This window comes from Bradyrhizobium sp. KZN70725 (genome assembly GCF_055264925.1).
On sequence record NZ_JBUYWT010000021.1, the window covers coordinates 52659 to 69307 of the forward strand.

Below are 16649 nucleotides of genomic sequence, written 5' to 3' on the forward strand. Positions count from 1 at the left end.
TTGGGTTAAGATAAGCCAACAACCGGAACTAAAGCTCAGCGCCGAAGATCAGAAGGGGGAGGGGGATGTCGATGTTCAATCGTCGCAAAATGTTGCTGTGGGGCGCCGCTTCCGCCGTGCTTCCCGGGTTGTGCGCCAGCGTGCCGGCGTGGGCGGACGACGCCGTCAAGATCGGGCTGATCCTGCCGATGACCGGCGGTCAGGCGTCGACCGGCAAGCAGATCGATAACGCCATCAAGCTCTACATGCAGCAGAAGGGCGACACCGTCGCCGGCAAGAAGATCGAGATCATCCTGAAGGACGACACCGCGGTGCCGGACCACACCAAGCGGCTCGCGCAGGAACTGATCGTCAACGACAAGGTCAATTTCATCGCCGGCTTCGGCGTGACGCCCGCGGCGCTCGCCGCGGCGCCGCTGGCGACGCAGGCCAAGATCCCGGAAGTCGTGATGGCGGCCGGCACCTCCATCATCACCGAGCGTTCGCCCTATATCGTGCGTACCAGCTTCACGCTGGCGCAGTCCTCCACCATCATCGGCGACTGGGCGGTGAAGAACGGCATCAAGAAGGTCGCGACGCTGACCTCCGACTACGCGCCCGGCAACGATGCGCTGACCTTCTTCAAGCAGCACTTCACCGCCGGCGGCGGCGAGATCGTCGAAGAGGTCAAGGTCCCGCTCGCCAATCCGGACTTCGCGCCGTTCCTGCAGCGCATGAAGGATTCCAAGCCCGACGCGATGTTCGTATTCGTGCCGGCCGGGCAGGGCGGCAACTTCATGAAGCAATATGCCGAGCGCGGGCTCGACAAGAGCGGCATCAGGGTGATCGGACCCGGCGACGTCATGGACGACGATCTGCTCAACAATATGGGCGATGCCGCGCTCGGCGCGGTGACGGCGCATCTCTATTCGGCCGCGCATCCGTCCGCGATGAACAAGGACTTCGTCGCCGCATACAAGAAGGCGTTCGGCAACCGCCCCGGCTTCATGGCGGTCAGCGGCTATGACGGCATCCATCTGATCTACGAGGCGCTGAAGAAGACCAATGGTGCGACCGACGGCGACAAGCTGATCGAGGCGATGAAGGGCATGAAGTGGGAGAGCCCGCGCGGCCCGATCTCGATCGATCCGGAAACCCGCGACATCGTGCAGAACATCTATATCCGCAAGGTCGAGAAGGTCGACGGCGAGCTCTACAATGTCGAGTTCGCGACCTTCGAGGCCGTCAAGGATTCCGGCAAGACCAAGAAGTGACGCGCGAAAAGCCCGTCATCCCGGGGCGCTCAATAGCGCGAACCTCAGATGCGCGATTGCGCATCGGGGGATCTCGAGAGAATTGAAGAAGATTCCGGGTTCAGCGCAAGTGCTGTCCCGGAATGACGAGTCACCATCAGGTTTGCCGTCACTCCATGGCCTTTATCCTCACCAACCTGTTCGACGGCGTCGCCTACGGCATGCTGCTGTTCGTGCTCGCCTGCGGGCTTGCGGTGACACTCGGGTTGATGAATTTCGTCAATCTCGCGCATGGCGCCTTCGCGATGGCGGGCGGCTATATCTGCGCCGTGCTGGTGAACAATTCCGGCTGGCCGTTCTTCGCAGGGCTGCCGCTCGCCTTTGTCGGTAGCGCCGTGATCGGCGTCGCGCTGGAGCGCACGCTGTACCGCCATCTCTATAGCCGCAGCCATCTCGATCAGGTGCTGTTCTCGGTCGGTCTGGTGTTCATGTCGGTCGCGGCGGTCGACTACATCATGGGATCGTCGCGGGTCTTCATCAAGCTGCCGGCGGCGCTGGAGGGCCAGATCGACCTGTTCGGCGTCGGCATCGGCCGTTACCGGCTGCTGATCGTGGTGATCTGCGGCCTCCTCACGCTGGCGCTGCAATTGATCCTCGCCAAGACCCGGTTCGGCAGCCGGCTGCGCGCCGCGGTCGACGATCCGCGCGCTGCGATCGGCCTCGGCATCAACGTGCCGCAGGTGTTCGCCTTCACCTTTGCGTTCGGCTGCGGCCTGGCCGGTCTCGGCGGCGCGCTGAGTGCGGAGATCCTCGGGCTCGATCCGTACTTCCCGCTGAAATTCATGATCTACTTCCTGATCGTCGTCACCGTCGGCGGCTCTTCCTCGATCACCGGACCGTTCCTGGCGTCGCTGCTGCTTGGCATCGCCGATGTCACCGGCAAGTATTACGTGCCGAAGCTCGGCTCCTTCGTGATCTACACGGTCATGATCGTGATCCTGCTCTGGCGTCCGAACGGCCTATTCGGCCGTACCGCGGCACGGTGAGGCGGTCATGACGGCGCTGTCTGACGTATCCACTCACGCGATGGCCAGCGCGCGCTGGCGGGTCAGCGAGGTCGCGTTCTGGGCGCTGGCGCTCGCCTGCGCCTTCCTGTTCCCGTCGCGTTATTTGATCATGACCGACATCGTGCGGCTCGGCCTGTTCGCGCTGTCGCTCGACCTGATCCTCGGCTACGCCGGCATCGTCTCGCTCGGCCACGCGGCCTTTTTCGGCATCGGCGCCTATTCGGCCGGCTTGCTGGCGCTGCACGGCATCATCAACGAGCCCGTCATCGCGCTGGTCGCCGCCGGTCTGGTTGCGGCGCTGCTCGGCTTCCTGACCAGCTTTCTCGTCATCCGCGGTGTCGATCTGACGCGGCTGATGGTGACGCTCGGCATCGCGCTGCTGCTGGAAGCGCTCGCCGAGCGCTTCTCCAACATCACCGGCGGCACCGACGGGCTGCAGGGCATCGAAATGCAGCCGATCCTCGGTCTGTTCACCTTCGACATGTTCGGCAAGACCGGGTTCTTCTACTCGCTGATCATGATGTTCATCCTGTTCCTGCTCGCGCGGCGCGTGGTGCATTCGCCGTTCGGGCTGTCGCTGCGCGCGATCAGGAACAATCCGCTGCGCGCGGCCGCGATCGGCGTGCCGGTCAACCGCCGCCTGATCGCGGTCTATACGCTCGCCGCCTTCTATGCCGGGATCGCCGGCGCGCTGTTCACCCAGACCACGGCGCTCGCCTCGCTCGACGTCTTCTCCTTCGAGCGCTCCGCCGACCTGATGCTGGTGCTGGTGATCGGCGGCACCGGCTATCTCTATGGCGGCCTGATCGGCGCCGTTGTGTTCAAGATGCTGCAGGAGCTGTTTCAGAGCATCACCCCGCAATACTGGCTGTTCTGGATCGGCCTCGTGCTGGTCGTGATCGTGCTGGTCGGCCGCGTGCGCATCCATCGCTCGGTGCTGTTCGTGCCCAACCTGATCATCCGCCAGTTCGCCGGCCGCAAGGCTGCCGTTGCCGTGCCGGAGAGCGACGCGTCATGACGATCGCGCTTGAAACACGCGGCCTCGAAAAATCCTTCGGCGCCCTTCGCGTCACCCGCGACCTCTCGCTCAAGGTGATGCAGGGGGCCCGCCACGCGCTGATCGGGCCGAACGGCGCGGGCAAGACCACCGTCATCAATCAGCTGACCGGCGTGCTGACGCCGAACAGCGGGCGCATCCTGCTCGAAGGCAGCGACATCACCGAGCTCTCCGTGCACAAGCGGGTGTTGCGCGGGTTGTCGCGCACCTTCCAGATCAACCAGCTGTATCCCGATCTGACCCCGCTCGAAACCATCGGGCTTGCGGTCTCCGAACGGATGGGCCGCGGCAGCGACTGGTGGCGGCGGATGGGGACGCGCAGCGACGTCAACGCCGAGATCGCCGAAATCTTGACGCGCTTTCATCTGCTCGACGTGATGACCGAACTCACCTCGACCTTGCCCTATGGCAAGCAGCGCCTGCTCGAGATCGCGGTCGCGATCGCCGCCAAGCCGCGGGTGCTGCTGCTCGACGAGCCCGCGGCCGGCGTGCCCGAGAGCGAGCGCCACGATATCCTGGCGGCGGTGGCGGCATTGCCGCGCGACGTCACCGTGCTCCTGATCGAGCACGATATGGACCTCGTATTCTCCTTCGCCGACCGCATCTCGGTGCTGGTCAATGGCGGCCTGCTCACCGAGGGCGCGCCCGACGAGGTCGCGCGCGATCCGCAGGTGAGGGCGGTCTATCTCGGCGAGGCCGCCGATGCCTGACCTTCTTTCCATCCAGGGCCTGCGTGCCGGGTACGGCGAGGCGGTGGTGCTGCCCGATATGTCGCTGGCGCTTGCGGAGGGCCAGGTGCTCGCGCTGCTCGGCCGCAACGGTACCGGCAAGACCACGCTGATCAATTCGATCGTCGGCATCGTCAGGCGCTTCGGCGGCAGCGTCGCGCTCGCAGGCCGCGACATCACGGCGATGCGGCCCGACCAGCGCGCCCGCGCCGGGATCGGCTGGGTGCCGCAGGAGCGCAACATCTTCCGCTCGCTGACGGTGGAAGAGAACATGACCGCGGTGGCGCAGCCCGGGCCGTGGACGGTCGAGCGGGTATACGAGATGTTTCCGCGGCTGCAGGAGCGGCGGCGCAATTTCGGCAACCAGCTGTCCGGTGGCGAGCAGCAGATGCTGGCGATCGGCCGCGCGCTGACGCTAAATCCGAAAGTGCTGCTGCTCGACGAGCCGACCGAAGGCCTCGCGCCGATCATCGTTGAGGAATTATTAAAGGCGATCGGACTCATCACGCGCTCGGGTGGCATCTGCTCGATCATCGTCGAGCAGAACGCGCAAAAGATTCTGGGGCTGGCCGACCGCGCTGTGATATTGGAACGCGGCACGATCGTGCACGATGCCGCAAGCAGCGCGCTAAAAGCCGATCCCTCCGTCCTCGAGCGCCACCTCGGCGTCTCTGGGGCCAAGGCACATTAGACGGCACATTAGAAACGTCCGGGAGTTGACCATGCAGCGAACCAAGCCTCCGTTCCGCGCCGACGAGGTCGGCAGTCTGTTGCGGCCGCCGAAGATCAAGGAGGCTCGCGCCAGATTGGAAAAGAGCGAGATTTCCGCCGACGAGCTGCGCAAGGTGGAGGACATGGAGATCGAGAAGGTCGTGCACAAGCAGGCCTCGGTCGGCCTGAAGCTTGCGACCGACGGCGAGTTCCGCCGCTCCTGGTGGCACTTCGATTTCCTCAGCCATCTGACCGGCTGCGAGCTGTTTCATCCCGACATCGGCATCCAGTTCGCGGGCGTGCAGACCCGGCACGACGCCATCAGGGTGACCGGCAAGCTGGATTTCTCCGATCACCACCCGATGCTCGATCACTTCCGCTTCCTGAAGAAGTACGCCGACCAAGCGCATGTCACGCCGAAGATGACGATCCCCTCGCCGGCGGTGCTGCATTTCCGCGGCGGCCGCAAGCTGATCTCGAAGGCGGTCTATCCGGACCTCGAGGAATTCTATCAGGACCTCGGCAAGACCTATCGCAAGGCGGTCAGGGCGTTCTACGATGCCGGTTGCCGCTATTTGCAATTCGACGACACGGTGTGGGCCTATCTGTGCTCGCAGGAGGAATTGCAGAAGTCGCGCGACCGCGGCGACAATCCCGAGGGCCTGCAGGAGATCTACGCCCGGGTCATCAACTACGCGATCGCCGACCGTCCGTCCGACATGGTGATCACGACCCATGTCTGCCGCGGCAATTTCCGTTCGACCTGGATCTCCTCCGGCGGCTACGAGCCGGTCGCCGAGACGCTGCTCGCCGGCACCAATTACGACGGCTATTTCCTCGAATATGATTCCGACCGCGCCGGCGGCTTCGAGCCGCTGCGCTTCCTGCCCAAGGGCAACAAGGTCGTGGTGGTCGGCGTCATCACCTCGAAGTTCGGCGAGCTCGAGAAGAAGGACGCCATCAAGCGGCGGCTGGAGGAAGCATCCAGATTCGCCCCGATCGAGCAGCTCGCGGTGTCGCCGCAGTGCGGCTTTGCCTCGACCGAGGAAGGCAACATCCTCTCCGAGGAAGAGCAGTGGGCCAAGCTGCGGCTCGCCGTCGAGGTCGCGAGCGAGGTCTGGGGCAAGTGACGCGTAAGCGCTGTCAGTGCTCGGCGAGATAGACCTCGCCGAGCAGCGAGGAGTTCGACCACGGCACCTGCTTGCCCTTGGTCGCAGCGACGACCTCGGCGCGGACCCGCGTCAGCATCTGTTGCACCTCGAGGCCGGGCGTGCCGACATGGCGGGACAGCGCCGCCGAGAACGGGCTATTGGCGCCTTCGCCATCGAGCGCCACCTGGCCCGGCGCGGTCGCGAACGCGATCAGCGTGCCGGCGCCGAGCGTCGAGCCTGATCCGAGCGAGGCGGGAGCGGCAAGACCGGATCCGGCCTCGATGCCGCGGCTTGGGCCCGCGGATGCCACCTGCGGCGCCATCGGATTGTTGCGGCAGGCATCGAGGATCAGGATGTTGGTGCGGATCTGATCGTCGAGACCGGCCATGATCACATCCATATCGACCATCGCGTCGGTCACGCGTCCGCCGGCCCTGAACGCGATATCGACCGGCACGAGATAGTTGCGGCCATCGACCTGCACGCCGTGGCCGGCATAGTAGACCACGGCGATCTGCGACCGCGCCGCATCGCGCAGAAAATCGTTGATCGTCTTCTGCATGGTGTTGCGATCGAGATCGAGACCCTCCGAGACGGTGAAGCCGATGTCGCGCAGGCTCTTGGCGATGGCGCGCGCATCGTTGGGCGGATTGGGCAGCGCCTTCACATGCGCATAGGCGCCGTTCCCGATCACCAGCGCGACGCGCCGGCCGGTCGCCGCCGCCTGCGCCCGTGTGGCTGGCGGGGCCGGTGCCGTGACGGAAGCCGCAGGCGGCGCGGCTGGGCTGCTCTCGGCGACAGGCGCAGCCGCAGCCTTACGCGGCGCTGCGTCGGCCTGCCTCAGCAGCGCGAGCCGCACCTTGGCGGTGGCCTGGTTAGCCTTGCTGCCGGCGTCGGAGGCCACGCCCTCGAGCACCGAGGCGTAGTCGTCCTTGGCGTGGGCGGCGTCGCCCTTGGCCTCGTAGGCGAGGCCGCGCTGAGTATAGGCCGAGATCAGTACGCTGCCCGGCGGCGTCATGATGTTGACGGGCGCTTTCGCCTTGGCGAGCCGGATCGCCTCCGACGTGTCCGCAATCGCACGCGCGATATCGCCCTGGGCGCGCCAGACTACGGCCCGGCTGATCAGCGGCTGCGGCAGCGACGGATCGATGCTGACGGCCTCGTTGATGTCGGCAAGCGCGCCGTCGAGATCGCCGAGCGCCTGCTTCGAGGAGCCGCGGTTTTGGTAGGAGAAGGCCGATTTCGGAAGGGCCTTGATCGCGGCGTCGTAGTTGGCGATCGCCTTCGCATAGTCGCCCTTGCTGCGATAGGCGTTGCCGCGATTGTGGAAGATGATGCCGCTCGGCGGCCCCATGCGCAGCGCATCGTTGAAGTCGGCGATCGCGAGGTCGTACTCGCCCTTGTCGAAATAGGCCGAGCCGCGCAGATTGTAGACGGCGGTGCTGGGTTTGAGCCGCAGCGCCTCGGTGGCGTCCGATATGACCTGTGCGTAATTGCCCTTCTTGTTCCAGCCGACCGCGCGCCAGAAATAGATGGTCGCGAGCTTCTCGCCGGGAAATACCTTCAGCGCGATGATCTTGGTGCAGGCGTCGATCATCTGGTCGGCCGGCGTGGTCTCGGTCGTGCAGAGCGGGCCGAGCTGGGAGCGCGCCTGGGCGAAGCAGGGCGCCGACCACAGCATGGCGGCAAGCACGCAGGGGATCAGGAGCACGCGGCGCATCGGTCATCCAGGGGATAGAGCCGTCACGGCGATCGGCGACGGCGCGGCGGTCCAGGCAGCGGTCATGACTGTTTGGTGATCGGGCAGCGAAGCGGGTTCAATGGGTGGGAACACGGACGTGGCAATCGATATCCGCGCCGCGCGGAAGCCTTCCGTTCCCAATGATGGGACGTTTGCGGCGGGTAAGCGCTGGAGCTACCTTACGCTGCGAACCGGCAAAATATTACCGCCTGGCTGCCGGCCACGGCTCCGCCTTCGTGACGTAGAGCCAATACGGCATCCCAAAGCCGGCATGTAGCTGGCCCCATTGTTTCACGTCGAGATGCCATACCTCAATGTCGCGACGTTCAACGACCTCCGCTGGCACGATATACAAGGGCTCGCCAATTACGTCCTTCTCCAGGCGCGGAGCAAACACGAAGCCAAAGGGTAAGGGGGGCATGATGGGGTGGATTAGATCCTGAAAGTGCTCGACCCCGCTTTGGGCGATGATGGCCGCGAAGTCCGAAAGATGAATGGACGGAATCTCGTTGCGAAGAGGTTGGCCGTCATCGACGACGAGGAAGCCAGACATCCGACGGCCGCCGAAGACAAAGGTCTCGTTCGGCAGTTGCGATAGGTTTGCGCCTTCCTGTTCGCCGGGAGCGAGGCGATAGGCTGCCCAAGGGACGCAAACGAAAAGCATTGCCGCCGCAGCCAACCCGACCAATCCGTTCCGGGGCAATCGAGAGTGCGCCGCAGGCTCGGTCAATGACCCGACCCGGCTACTCATTCCCAGCGCAAAGAACAGCGCTATCATCGGCTGACTGGCAGCGAGAGCTCGTGCACCGTCATCGAAGTAAATGAATGCGGACGATGCCACGATGCTCGCCCAGAGAAGGGCCCAGAATGTGAGTTCGACAGCTTTCGTTCGTCGTATGGCGCCGTACAATAGGCCGGCGATACATATCGCCGTCAGCACGTTCTGAGCGAGCCAATCAGGCTGGACGACCCATCCGTAGCCTCTCCAGAGCAGGCCAGGAAACGTCGTGGCGAATTCCACGACGCTCTCGCCCAGTCGTCGGAAGAGAACACCAGGGTTCGCGCGGAAATGCGTCCAGGCGGCGGAGTAAAGTTGCCGGACCATGGCTTCTTCGGTGCCCACAATAGGCTTACCTTCCGCGGCGAGCTCCTTGAGGCAACCGTCCCAGGTCGTCCCCATCGAAAGGCCACAGAGTACGTAGGCAAAATTGCCAGTCGTCATTGAACCGGGGCCGGCCGCATAGACCCGTGGTAGCACCGAATTCAATCCGAGAACGCCGAGTAGAATGCAGAATGCTGCCAGGCCAATCCTGAGCTTTGCTTTGGCGTCCCGTCCGAATTGCCAGACCAGCCAGACCACCAGAGCAGGAAGCGTGAACATGCTCCCCATTCGCGTCATCAATGCTATGGCTGTCATCGCAAATGCGACCAGCGCGGCGCTGACAGAGCGATCGTGGAAGGCCTTGAGGAAGAACGGGATCGACAGCAGCGCCCAGAACAATCCGAGCGGCTCGGTGAGCGTCGTCGGCACGAAGTACCGGCTGTAGATATAGGCCAGCGCAAAGAAGGCTATTCCAGCCCAGACGCCGCGCCACTTCATGATCGCATGGGTCGCGAAACAAATCGCACCTGCCAGCAGGCAAGCTTGCAGGATCAGCATTTGCTGCAATGAAAGGTTGCCAAAAATCAGCAGAACCGACCTGAAAGCCGCAGCCAAGGGCCGCCGAAGGGCGAACCAACTCCACGTCCCATTGGTCACCTGACCGAAGGCGGACGCCAAGTAACCGTTTGCGTCTGAAAACGGAAGCAGGCCGCCAAGGCTCGTGGTGTTGGGATCGTTTGGCCTGACGATTCCCGCCCACATGGAGCTAATACAATAAATGTAGGCACATGCCACGATCGGAAGCCCGCACCAGGTGAGTAGCCGTCGCGAGAATTGTTCGTATGACCTGATGAGCGACTGTTGCAATGCGTTCGAGCCCATCGACCATGTCGTGGCGGCTCCGAGCCCAGCCAGCATCAAGAGCGGGTACGCGAGATATGGCTCGTTGTTGGCCGCCCACCCGGCGATTGGCGACCAACGAATGAGCGCGGTCGTTGGCAGCGCGTAGCCCATCATCAAGGCATAGAGACTGGTAAGCGCGAACACCGCCGAGGCAGCCAATGCGGTGCCGCACAGCCCAGCCAAGATCCAGTAAGGGGCTCTTAAGGCAACGGCCATCGACTGTTTTCCAAACCGCTTCGCGAACGATCCGAGCGGACCGGAGTACGCGTAACAGCCTAGCAGGGCTGTCAAAATCGCAAGGGCGGCGGTCAACCAGCTTCTCGGTCGAACACTGTACCGGAGTGTCACTGTCGCGGTCGCATCGTTCTTCACGTCAGGGGGAAGCGCGAAGATCACGCGATCCCCCCAATGGCTGAAGCCGGTCGTCGTGCCCGATCGAATGATTTCGTGAAGGGTGTGCGGGGGACCCATCCTGCGGCCGTCGATGCGCAGCTCGAGGAAGGACTGAAGGGGTTTCTCGCCGCTGTCGCCGAGCAGTGGTTGGCGCCACCATGGAGCGGGCGGTTCCTGCGGAACGCCCAGGATGAGGGAGGCCTGCGGCGGATTCGTCTCCGGTCCGAATGGGCCGGAAAATTCGAACTCCTTCTGCCTAATGCCGAGCTGGAGCGCGAGCGCTGCCAGCGTCAAGAGGGCGAGTAGCCAGAATACCGATCTCGCAGCGATCGACTTCCAGCCGCTGACATGGCGGGTAGAACCTGGCTCCACCGCAGCTCCGGTCCTCCCCAGAAGGTGCTGCATCCTATACGCGCTCCACCACGACGATCATTCGGAACGCGAGGTGCCTTCGAACAGGCGCTGGCACCATCCTTTCGAACCGTAGCGTCGGGCTGACCAGAGCCGCTGGAATCAATGACCACCTCTGAAATCCGCCGCTCATGGGATAGGCAAACAGGCTGTGCCAGTCCACGCTGCGCACACGCAGCGAGGGAACGGTCTGTTCCACGCGCCGACGCGCCGGCTCCGTGGCAAACAGCAGCGTTGGAATGGCCTGATTTGCGTCGAACGGGTCGCGATTGGGATCGATCGGCACCGGAGCGAATGGATCGGCCTTCATATCCACCGGCTCTTCGTGAAAGTGGTCGTAGAACCGGCGCGCCAGCGTCGTCATCGCGGGCTCGATCATCACCAGCCGTCCGCCTGGTTTCAGCACGCGTGACGCTTCGTTGAGGAATTCGATCGGGCGCTCCAGATGATGCAAGACGTCGAGCATCACCACGCCGCCAAATACGCTGTTCTGGAATGGCAGTCGGTGAGCGTCGGCCACGACATCGATGCCGGGAAAGCGCAGGATGTCGACGGAGACGACGTCCGGGCGAGTTTGCTTGATATGAGCGGTGCCTCCGCCGATATCGAGAATTGCACCCTCCGGACAGTTCTCAAAGAGCTGCCGATGGTAGTCCTGGTACAGAAGGCGTATCGCCTCCTTTGTTTCCCACACTTCGCGGTGGACGATCTGGCGCTGGTTCAAGCCGGCTGGATTGTCTGTCACGGCTCACCGATCATACAGCTTTGAGCTTGCGATAGGCGAATACGACCATCTTCAGTAGCAGCCAGCCGTCGCGAAAGCGCGAAATCTGAGTCTGGCCGAACGTGCGGGCCTTGTAGTGAATGGGCGTTTCGATCAGCTTCAGATTTTGCTTCACCGCACCGAAGATCAGGTCGAAGTCACCGAACGGATCGAAATTGCCAAAATAGGATCGCTCGCGCGCCAGCACCTCGTAGTCCTTTCGCAGCAGGACCTTGGTACCGCACAAGGTGTCGGTCAATCGCGTGTTGGTCAGATAGCTGAAGATGTAGGCGAAGCATCGATTGGCAATCAGGTTGAGCGGCCGCATCGCTTCGTTTTCCATCGGATAGATGAGGCGGCTGCCATTGACGAATTCAGCTTTGCCGCTTTCGATCACAGCATGGTACTTTGGTAACGCCTCGGGCGGCATGGTCAGGTCCGCATCGAGAATCATCAGGACGTCCTGCTTGGCTGCCGCAAAGCCTTTTCGTACGGCGTCACCTTTGCCCTTGCCGTCCTGCTTCAGCACCGTGATGTCCCAAACGCCCCGATAGGCGTCGCGAACCCGCTCGCACTCCTCGAAGGTGCCGTCACTTGAGTTGCCCTCGACGAAGATGATCTCTTGCGCGCTGCCGAACCTGGGCATGCGCTTGATGGCGCTCTCGATGTTGCCACGTTCGTTGCGGCAAGGAATGAGGATGCTCGCCGAGAGCTTCCGGTCGGCAAACTGCCGTATGGGGCGCCCAACAAAATATGTCCGCAAGCAAAGATTGCGGATGCCCGGCAGCGGCGCGATGAACCGGTTGATGAAAGGCCCCAGCCCGAGCCACCGCCGCGGCAGCAATTGCCTTTGCTCGTGCCTGATGACCTCAAGGTCGGCAAGATCCATCAGATTAAGGAAGTCCGAGGTGGCGATATAATTGATCTTCGGCTGCCGGCTCTTCAGTCTGAGCATTTCTCCGATCTTGAGGATCGGTTCCCAGAGGGGGGAATAATAGGAAATCACCAGTCGCGTCGATGGTGAGCAGATCCTCTGGATCAGCCCTAGCGTTCCATCGATGTCGTCGAACATCCCGATCGTGTCCGCGATGACAATGTAGTCGAACGGACCTTCGATCGCGTCGAACGTTTGCGGATCTTCCACGTCGCCTTCATGAAATTGCAGATTGGGGAATCGTTCGCGCGCCCGCGTGATCGCCGCCTGGCTGAAGTCGACGCCCACTCCATAAGAAGGCTCAAGCGCGGCGAGCAGCTCGCCGCGGCCGCAACCCAGTTCAAGCACACGCTTCCCAGGAGGAATTAGAAAGCGCATGTACTGAAGGTCTTCGGCATAGTAGGCCGAATTGATCTTCCGCCAGCGCTCCTGTTCCTCAAGCGTGGCCTCGATGCGCTCCAGGAATTCGCGCTTACGGTTGCTGAGCGGCCGCGGCTCGCTGGACAAAGTCGCCGCTGTGTTCGCCTGGGATGAATAAGAAGCCAATGCAATCTCCGACAGTCACGCTATTGCACACGGGCAATTGCATTGATGCAGGCACCGTCCGAAACCATTCGGCCTAGTTCGGCGGCCGAGGAAGGCAGCGCGTTGCCGTGCTTTTCATCGAAAAAACGGTACCCGTTTGGAATGAAATACGAAAAGAGTTCTTCTAGGGAGGTCCCTCGTTCCTCGAGCACGTAGGGCGCCAGTTCCATGACGAAAATCGGCTTCACGTCCTTCATGAGCTTTGGGGCTCCGCGGAGAACGTCGCACTCGTAGCCATCCACATCCAGCTTGACGAGCTGCACCCGCAGATCCGGGAACTGGGCCAGAACATCGTCGAGTCTGCGGGCTTGCGCGGCTTCCGTGCGCATCTCACGCCCAAGGTGCTTTGCGTGCAAGCCGCTTTCATTGGTGAGCGGCCAGCTCGAATAGATGGCTGACGGAACGGGTTCGGCGTCCTTGCCGGTCAGGAAGCAGTGCAGAGGGATCACGCGCTTCTGCAGCTCGGGATTCAGTTCGAGATTGCGATTGAGCTTGCGAAAGGCGAAGTCGGTCGGTTCGAAGGCGAGAACGCGTCCTTCCGGACCAACGAGGTGAGCCAGATGGAGCGTGTGGGCTCCTACATTGGCCCCAATATCGAGGACCAGTGATCCGGGCTTCACAAGCCCGCGCAGCGTGGCCCTCGTTTGGCGCTCGTAGATATTGCCGAGATAGATCGCGAAATCGATGCCTTGCGCCAGGTCCAGATCGTAGTTGATGCCGTTTCTGACGGCGATCTGACGATCGGATCTTCCCAGCAGCGACCGTCCGGCGCGAACGGCGCGGTACATCAAGCGAGCGGCACCGATCTTGTGAGTGGTTTTCATTGGCGAATTTGGTGTCCCTAAAGCCGGCACTCTTAACGAACGTCGGCGCGGTTGTAAAACGTGCGGATTGGGTCGCTCGTCGAGCTCGCTCCTCGATGCGAAGGGCTGTGGAACTTTTGTTTGAAAATCGGTGGTTGTGACAATTCGCGCCGCAAAAGAGCGGCGAGAGAGCGCATCCGATCGTGTGGACCGGGCAATAGCGGTCAAACAGGGGGCGGTCGTGCCTCGCGGTATGGTCCTCCGATAGCGCGTAGGCCTTCCCTTGGTGGGAAGATGGTGATATCAATTCACCACGTATAGCCTCTGCCCACTCTTATCCCACTCGCCGCTGCCCACTCAAGGCGCCATGAAGAACGACGAAATCCTCAGCCAGATCACGGATTTCTGCCGTCGCTCCGACATGGCGGAGACGACGTTCGGCCGCCGCGCCGTCAATGACGGCAAGCTGGTGTACCGGCTGCGGGAGGGCAAGCGCATCACGATCGATACGCTCGACCGTATCAACGCCTTCATCGCGACCTCGACGCCGGGCGGCGTGGCGCCGCCGCGCGGCCTCGTGGTGCCGCCGGAAAAGCGCGATCCGCGGGGCAATTTCCGGTTCTTCGAGAACCGCCAGCGCTATTTGCTGTTCGTCCACACCTGCAGCGAGAAGCGGGTGATCGCCGACCGGGTTGCGCTGGAATTGGCGGCCATCCACCCGCGGCCGCCGGCGCTGCGGGTGTTCGATGCCGGGATGGGCGACGGCACGGTGCTGGCCCGGGTCCTGCGCGCCATGCATGGCCGCTTCCCACATATGCCGTTCTATGTCGCCGGCAAGGAACTGAGCCTCGAGGACGTCCGCCTCACCCTCGACAAGGTCCCCGACCGCCTGTTCGAGCATCCGGCCAGCGTCTTCGTGTTCACCAACATGTATTACGCCGAGGCGCCGTGGCTGACGCCCAAGAACTCCGCGGCGGCCGCCAGCATGATCTGGCACGAGGTAGCTCTGCGGGGAGCGTCGTCGGGTGAGTTCGAGGCCCAGATCGCCGAACTCGGTCCGTTTCTGGAGCAGAACTGGCGCGCCAATCTCAGCCCCGGCAATGCGATGCCGATCTATGAGCGGCCGGTGGCGCTGGTCCTGTACCGGGACGATCACCGGTTCCTGCTCGATTCCATCATTCCGCGGGCCGGCCGCACCGAAGCCAATTTCGATCTTGTGATCGCCTCGCAACCTTACCGTGCCAAATCCTCGGTGAACTTCCGCGCCAAGCGGATTATCGCGCCGCTGGCCCGCGCGCTGCGCGGCGGCGGGCGGCTGATAGGAATCCACTCCCACGGCGGCGATCCCGGGCTTGAAATGATTCAAGCGGTCTGGCCCGGAGAAAATCCTTTCGCCGTCAGCCGCCATGAGATACTGCGCGCGGTGAAATACGAACTGGGCTCCGCCGGCCGCGAGCTGAACTTCAACGCCTACGCCGATAACCGTTCGATCTTCCGATATGATATGGAAGCGCTGCCCAATGAGGTAACCGGCTCGATCGGAACCTCGACGGCCTTTGCTGCGTGGAATGCGGCGGTGTATGTCGCGCAGATCGAAGATGAGCGGTTGACCGAAACGACCGAAAACGGACGAGCTCTCGAGGCCACGCGCGAAGTTCTCCGCAAACACAACGGGCTGTGGTTCTACGACGAATCCTACGTCATCTCGCGGCGACGAGACTGACATGCCGGGGACATATTCACCAACCAACGTCGGACTTCGACTTAACAAGGGGTTTGCTTGATGCGCGCGTCTTACCTGTTCACCAGCGAGTCGGTCTCGGAAGGCCATCCGGACAAGGTCTGTGATCGTATTTCGGATGAGATCGTCGATCTGTTCTATCGCGAGGGACCGAAAGCGGGCATCGACCCGTGGCAGATCCGCGCGGCGTGCGAGACGCTCGCGACCACCAACAAGGTGGTGATCGCCGGCGAAACGCGCGGCCCGAGCTCGGTCACCAACGACCACATCGAGAGCGTGGTTCGCTCTGCAATCAAGGACATCGGCTACGAGCAGGACGGCTTCCACTGGAAGAACTGCGACATCGAGATCCTGCTGCATCCGCAGTCGGCCGACATCGCGCAGGGCGTCGACGCGCTGCAACCGGGCGAGGTCAAGGAAGAGGGGGCCGGCGACCAGGGCATCATGTTCGGTTACGCCACCAACGAGACGCCGGACCTGATGCCGGCGCCGATCTTCTACGCCCACAAGATCCTGCGGCTGATCTCCGAAGCGCGCCACTCCGGCCGCGAGAAGGTGCTGGGTCCGGACTCCAAGAGCCAGGTCACGGTGCAGTACGAGAACGGCAAGCCGGTCGGCGTCCGCGAGATCGTGGTCTCGCACCAGCATCTGGTCGAGGACCTGTCGTCCAAGCAGATCCGCGACATCGTCGAGCCCTACGTCCGCGAGGCGCTGCCGAAGGAGTGGATCACCGACAAGACGATCTGGCACATCAATCCGACCGGCAAGTTCTTCATCGGCGGTCCCGACGGCGACTCCGGCCTGACCGGCCGCAAGATCATCGTCGACACCTATGGCGGCGCGGCTCCGCATGGCGGCGGCGCGTTCTCCGGCAAGGATCCGACCAAGGTCGACCGCTCGGCCGCCTATGCCGCGCGCTATGTCGCCAAGAACATCGTCGCGGCCGGTCTTGCCGACCGCTGCACGCTGCAGCTCGCCTATGCCATCGGCGTGGCGCGTCCGCTGTCGATCTACATCGACACCCACGGCACCGGTAAGGTGTCGGAGGATCAGCTCGAGAAGGCGGCGGCCAAGGCGATGGATCTGACGCCGCGCGGCATCCGCAGCCATCTCGATCTCAACCGCCCGATCTACGCGCGCACCTCGGCCTACGGTCATTTCGGCCGCACGCCCGACAATGAGGGCGGCTTCTCCTGGGAGAAGACCGATCTCGTCGAGCAGCTGAAGCGCGCGCTCTGATACTTGCGTCATTCCGGGGCGCTCGCGAGAGCGAGCGAACCCGGAATCCCTAATCATCACCTCGAGATTCCGGGTTCGCCTCTTCGAG

The 16649-nt window shown here is 62.9% G+C and carries 13 protein-coding genes; 8 read left to right on the top strand and 5 right to left on the bottom strand.

What is annotated here, in order from left to right; all coding sequences use genetic code 11:
• Positions 1-71: 71 nt before the first annotated feature.
• From ACZBJS_RS21080 to ACZBJS_RS21105, 6 genes are all read left to right on the top strand, one after another.
• On the top strand, positions 72-1253 hold the full coding sequence (locus ACZBJS_RS21080) for an ABC transporter substrate-binding protein (protein ID WP_463439092.1): 1182 nt from the start codon (positions 72-74) through the stop codon (positions 1251-1253).
• Positions 1254-1408: 155 nt separating this feature from the next.
• On the top strand, positions 1409-2278 hold the full coding sequence (locus ACZBJS_RS21085; protein ID WP_463439093.1) for a branched-chain amino acid ABC transporter permease: 870 nt from the start codon (positions 1409-1411) through the stop codon (positions 2276-2278).
• 7 nt (positions 2279-2285) lie between these two features.
• On the top strand, positions 2286-3317 hold the full coding sequence (locus ACZBJS_RS21090; RefSeq protein WP_463439094.1) for a branched-chain amino acid ABC transporter permease: 1032 nt from the start codon (positions 2286-2288) through the stop codon (positions 3315-3317).
• Positions 3314-4066: an ABC transporter ATP-binding protein gene (locus ACZBJS_RS21095; RefSeq protein ID WP_253589813.1), complete on the top strand. Its 753-nt coding sequence runs from the start codon at positions 3314-3316 to the stop codon at positions 4064-4066. The genes ACZBJS_RS21090 and ACZBJS_RS21095 overlap by 4 nt, the downstream gene beginning before the upstream one ends.
• Complete coding sequence (locus ACZBJS_RS21100) at positions 4059-4775, top strand: ABC transporter ATP-binding protein (protein ID WP_463439095.1); 717 nt, start codon at positions 4059-4061, stop codon at positions 4773-4775. The genes ACZBJS_RS21095 and ACZBJS_RS21100 overlap by 8 nt, the downstream gene beginning before the upstream one ends.
• A 31-nt stretch (positions 4776-4806) precedes the next feature.
• Entirely contained in the window at positions 4807-5925 is a 1119-nt protein-coding gene (locus ACZBJS_RS21105) for a cobalamin-independent methionine synthase II family protein (RefSeq protein ID WP_253589815.1), read from the top strand.
• Between the two features lie 13 nt (positions 5926-5938).
• Here the strand turns inward: ACZBJS_RS21105 and ACZBJS_RS21110 are convergent, their stop codons facing one another.
• The 5 genes from ACZBJS_RS21110 to ACZBJS_RS21130 form a co-directional block, all read right to left on the bottom strand.
• Positions 5939-7666 carry a caspase family protein gene (locus ACZBJS_RS21110; protein ID WP_463439096.1) on the bottom strand — a complete coding sequence of 576 codons (1728 nt, stop codon included), beginning with the start codon at positions 7664-7666 and terminating at the stop codon, positions 5939-5941.
• A 223-nt stretch (positions 7667-7889) separates the two neighbouring features.
• Positions 7890-10490: a hypothetical protein gene (locus ACZBJS_RS21115; protein ID WP_463439097.1), complete on the bottom strand. Its 2601-nt coding sequence runs from the start codon at positions 10488-10490 to the stop codon at positions 7890-7892.
• A gap of 1 nt (position 10491) precedes the next feature.
• On the bottom strand, positions 10492-11241 hold the full coding sequence (locus tag ACZBJS_RS21120) for a class I SAM-dependent methyltransferase (protein WP_028338321.1): 750 nt from the start codon (positions 11239-11241) through the stop codon (positions 10492-10494).
• Positions 11242-11251: 10 nt separating this feature from the next.
• Complete coding sequence (locus tag ACZBJS_RS21125) at positions 11252-12739, bottom strand: glycosyltransferase (RefSeq protein WP_249168185.1); 1488 nt, start codon at positions 12737-12739, stop codon at positions 11252-11254.
• 20 nt (positions 12740-12759) lie between these two features.
• On the bottom strand, positions 12760-13602 hold the full coding sequence (locus ACZBJS_RS21130) for an FkbM family methyltransferase (RefSeq protein ID WP_456792492.1): 843 nt from the start codon (positions 13600-13602) through the stop codon (positions 12760-12762).
• A gap of 346 nt (positions 13603-13948) precedes the next feature.
• Here ACZBJS_RS21130 and ACZBJS_RS21135 point away from each other — a divergent pair, with 346 nt between their 5' ends.
• Positions 13949-15304: a hypothetical protein gene (locus tag ACZBJS_RS21135; protein ID WP_016843649.1), complete on the top strand. Its 1356-nt coding sequence runs from the start codon at positions 13949-13951 to the stop codon at positions 15302-15304.
• Positions 15305-15364: 60 nt separating this feature from the next.
• A complete protein-coding gene (gene metK, locus ACZBJS_RS21140) occupies positions 15365-16561 on the top strand; it encodes a methionine adenosyltransferase (RefSeq protein WP_057016728.1) in 1197 nt (398 codons plus the stop codon).
• Positions 16562-16649: the final 88 nt, after the last annotated feature.

Excerpts from the sequence above, each read along its gene's own strand:
- ACZBJS_RS21115 (WP_463439097.1), bottom strand. The coding sequence starts at position 10,490 with ATGCAGCACCTTCTGGGGAGGACCGGAGCTGCGGTGGAGCCAGGTTCT.
- ACZBJS_RS21110 (WP_463439096.1), bottom strand. The coding sequence starts at position 7,666 with ATGCGCCGCGTGCTCCTGATCCCCTGCGTGCTTGCCGCCATGCTGTGG.
- ACZBJS_RS21095 (WP_253589813.1), top strand. The coding sequence starts at position 3,314 with ATGACGATCGCGCTTGAAACACGCGGCCTCGAAAAATCCTTCGGCGCC.
- ACZBJS_RS21135 (WP_016843649.1), top strand. The coding sequence starts at position 13,949 with ATGAAGAACGACGAAATCCTCAGCCAGATCACGGATTTCTGCCGTCGC.
- ACZBJS_RS21105 (WP_253589815.1), top strand. The coding sequence starts at position 4,807 with ATGCAGCGAACCAAGCCTCCGTTCCGCGCCGACGAGGTCGGCAGTCTG.
- ACZBJS_RS21090 (WP_463439094.1), top strand. The coding sequence starts at position 2,286 with ATGACGGCGCTGTCTGACGTATCCACTCACGCGATGGCCAGCGCGCGC.
- ACZBJS_RS21130 (WP_456792492.1), bottom strand. The coding sequence starts at position 13,602 with ATGAAAACCACTCACAAGATCGGTGCCGCTCGCTTGATGTACCGCGCC.
- metK (WP_057016728.1), top strand. The coding sequence starts at position 15,365 with ATGCGCGCGTCTTACCTGTTCACCAGCGAGTCGGTCTCGGAAGGCCAT.
- ACZBJS_RS21100 (WP_463439095.1), top strand. The coding sequence starts at position 4,059 with ATGCCTGACCTTCTTTCCATCCAGGGCCTGCGTGCCGGGTACGGCGAG.
- ACZBJS_RS21085 (WP_463439093.1), top strand. The coding sequence starts at position 1,409 with ATGGCCTTTATCCTCACCAACCTGTTCGACGGCGTCGCCTACGGCATG.
- ACZBJS_RS21080 (WP_463439092.1), top strand. The coding sequence starts at position 72 with ATGTTCAATCGTCGCAAAATGTTGCTGTGGGGCGCCGCTTCCGCCGTG.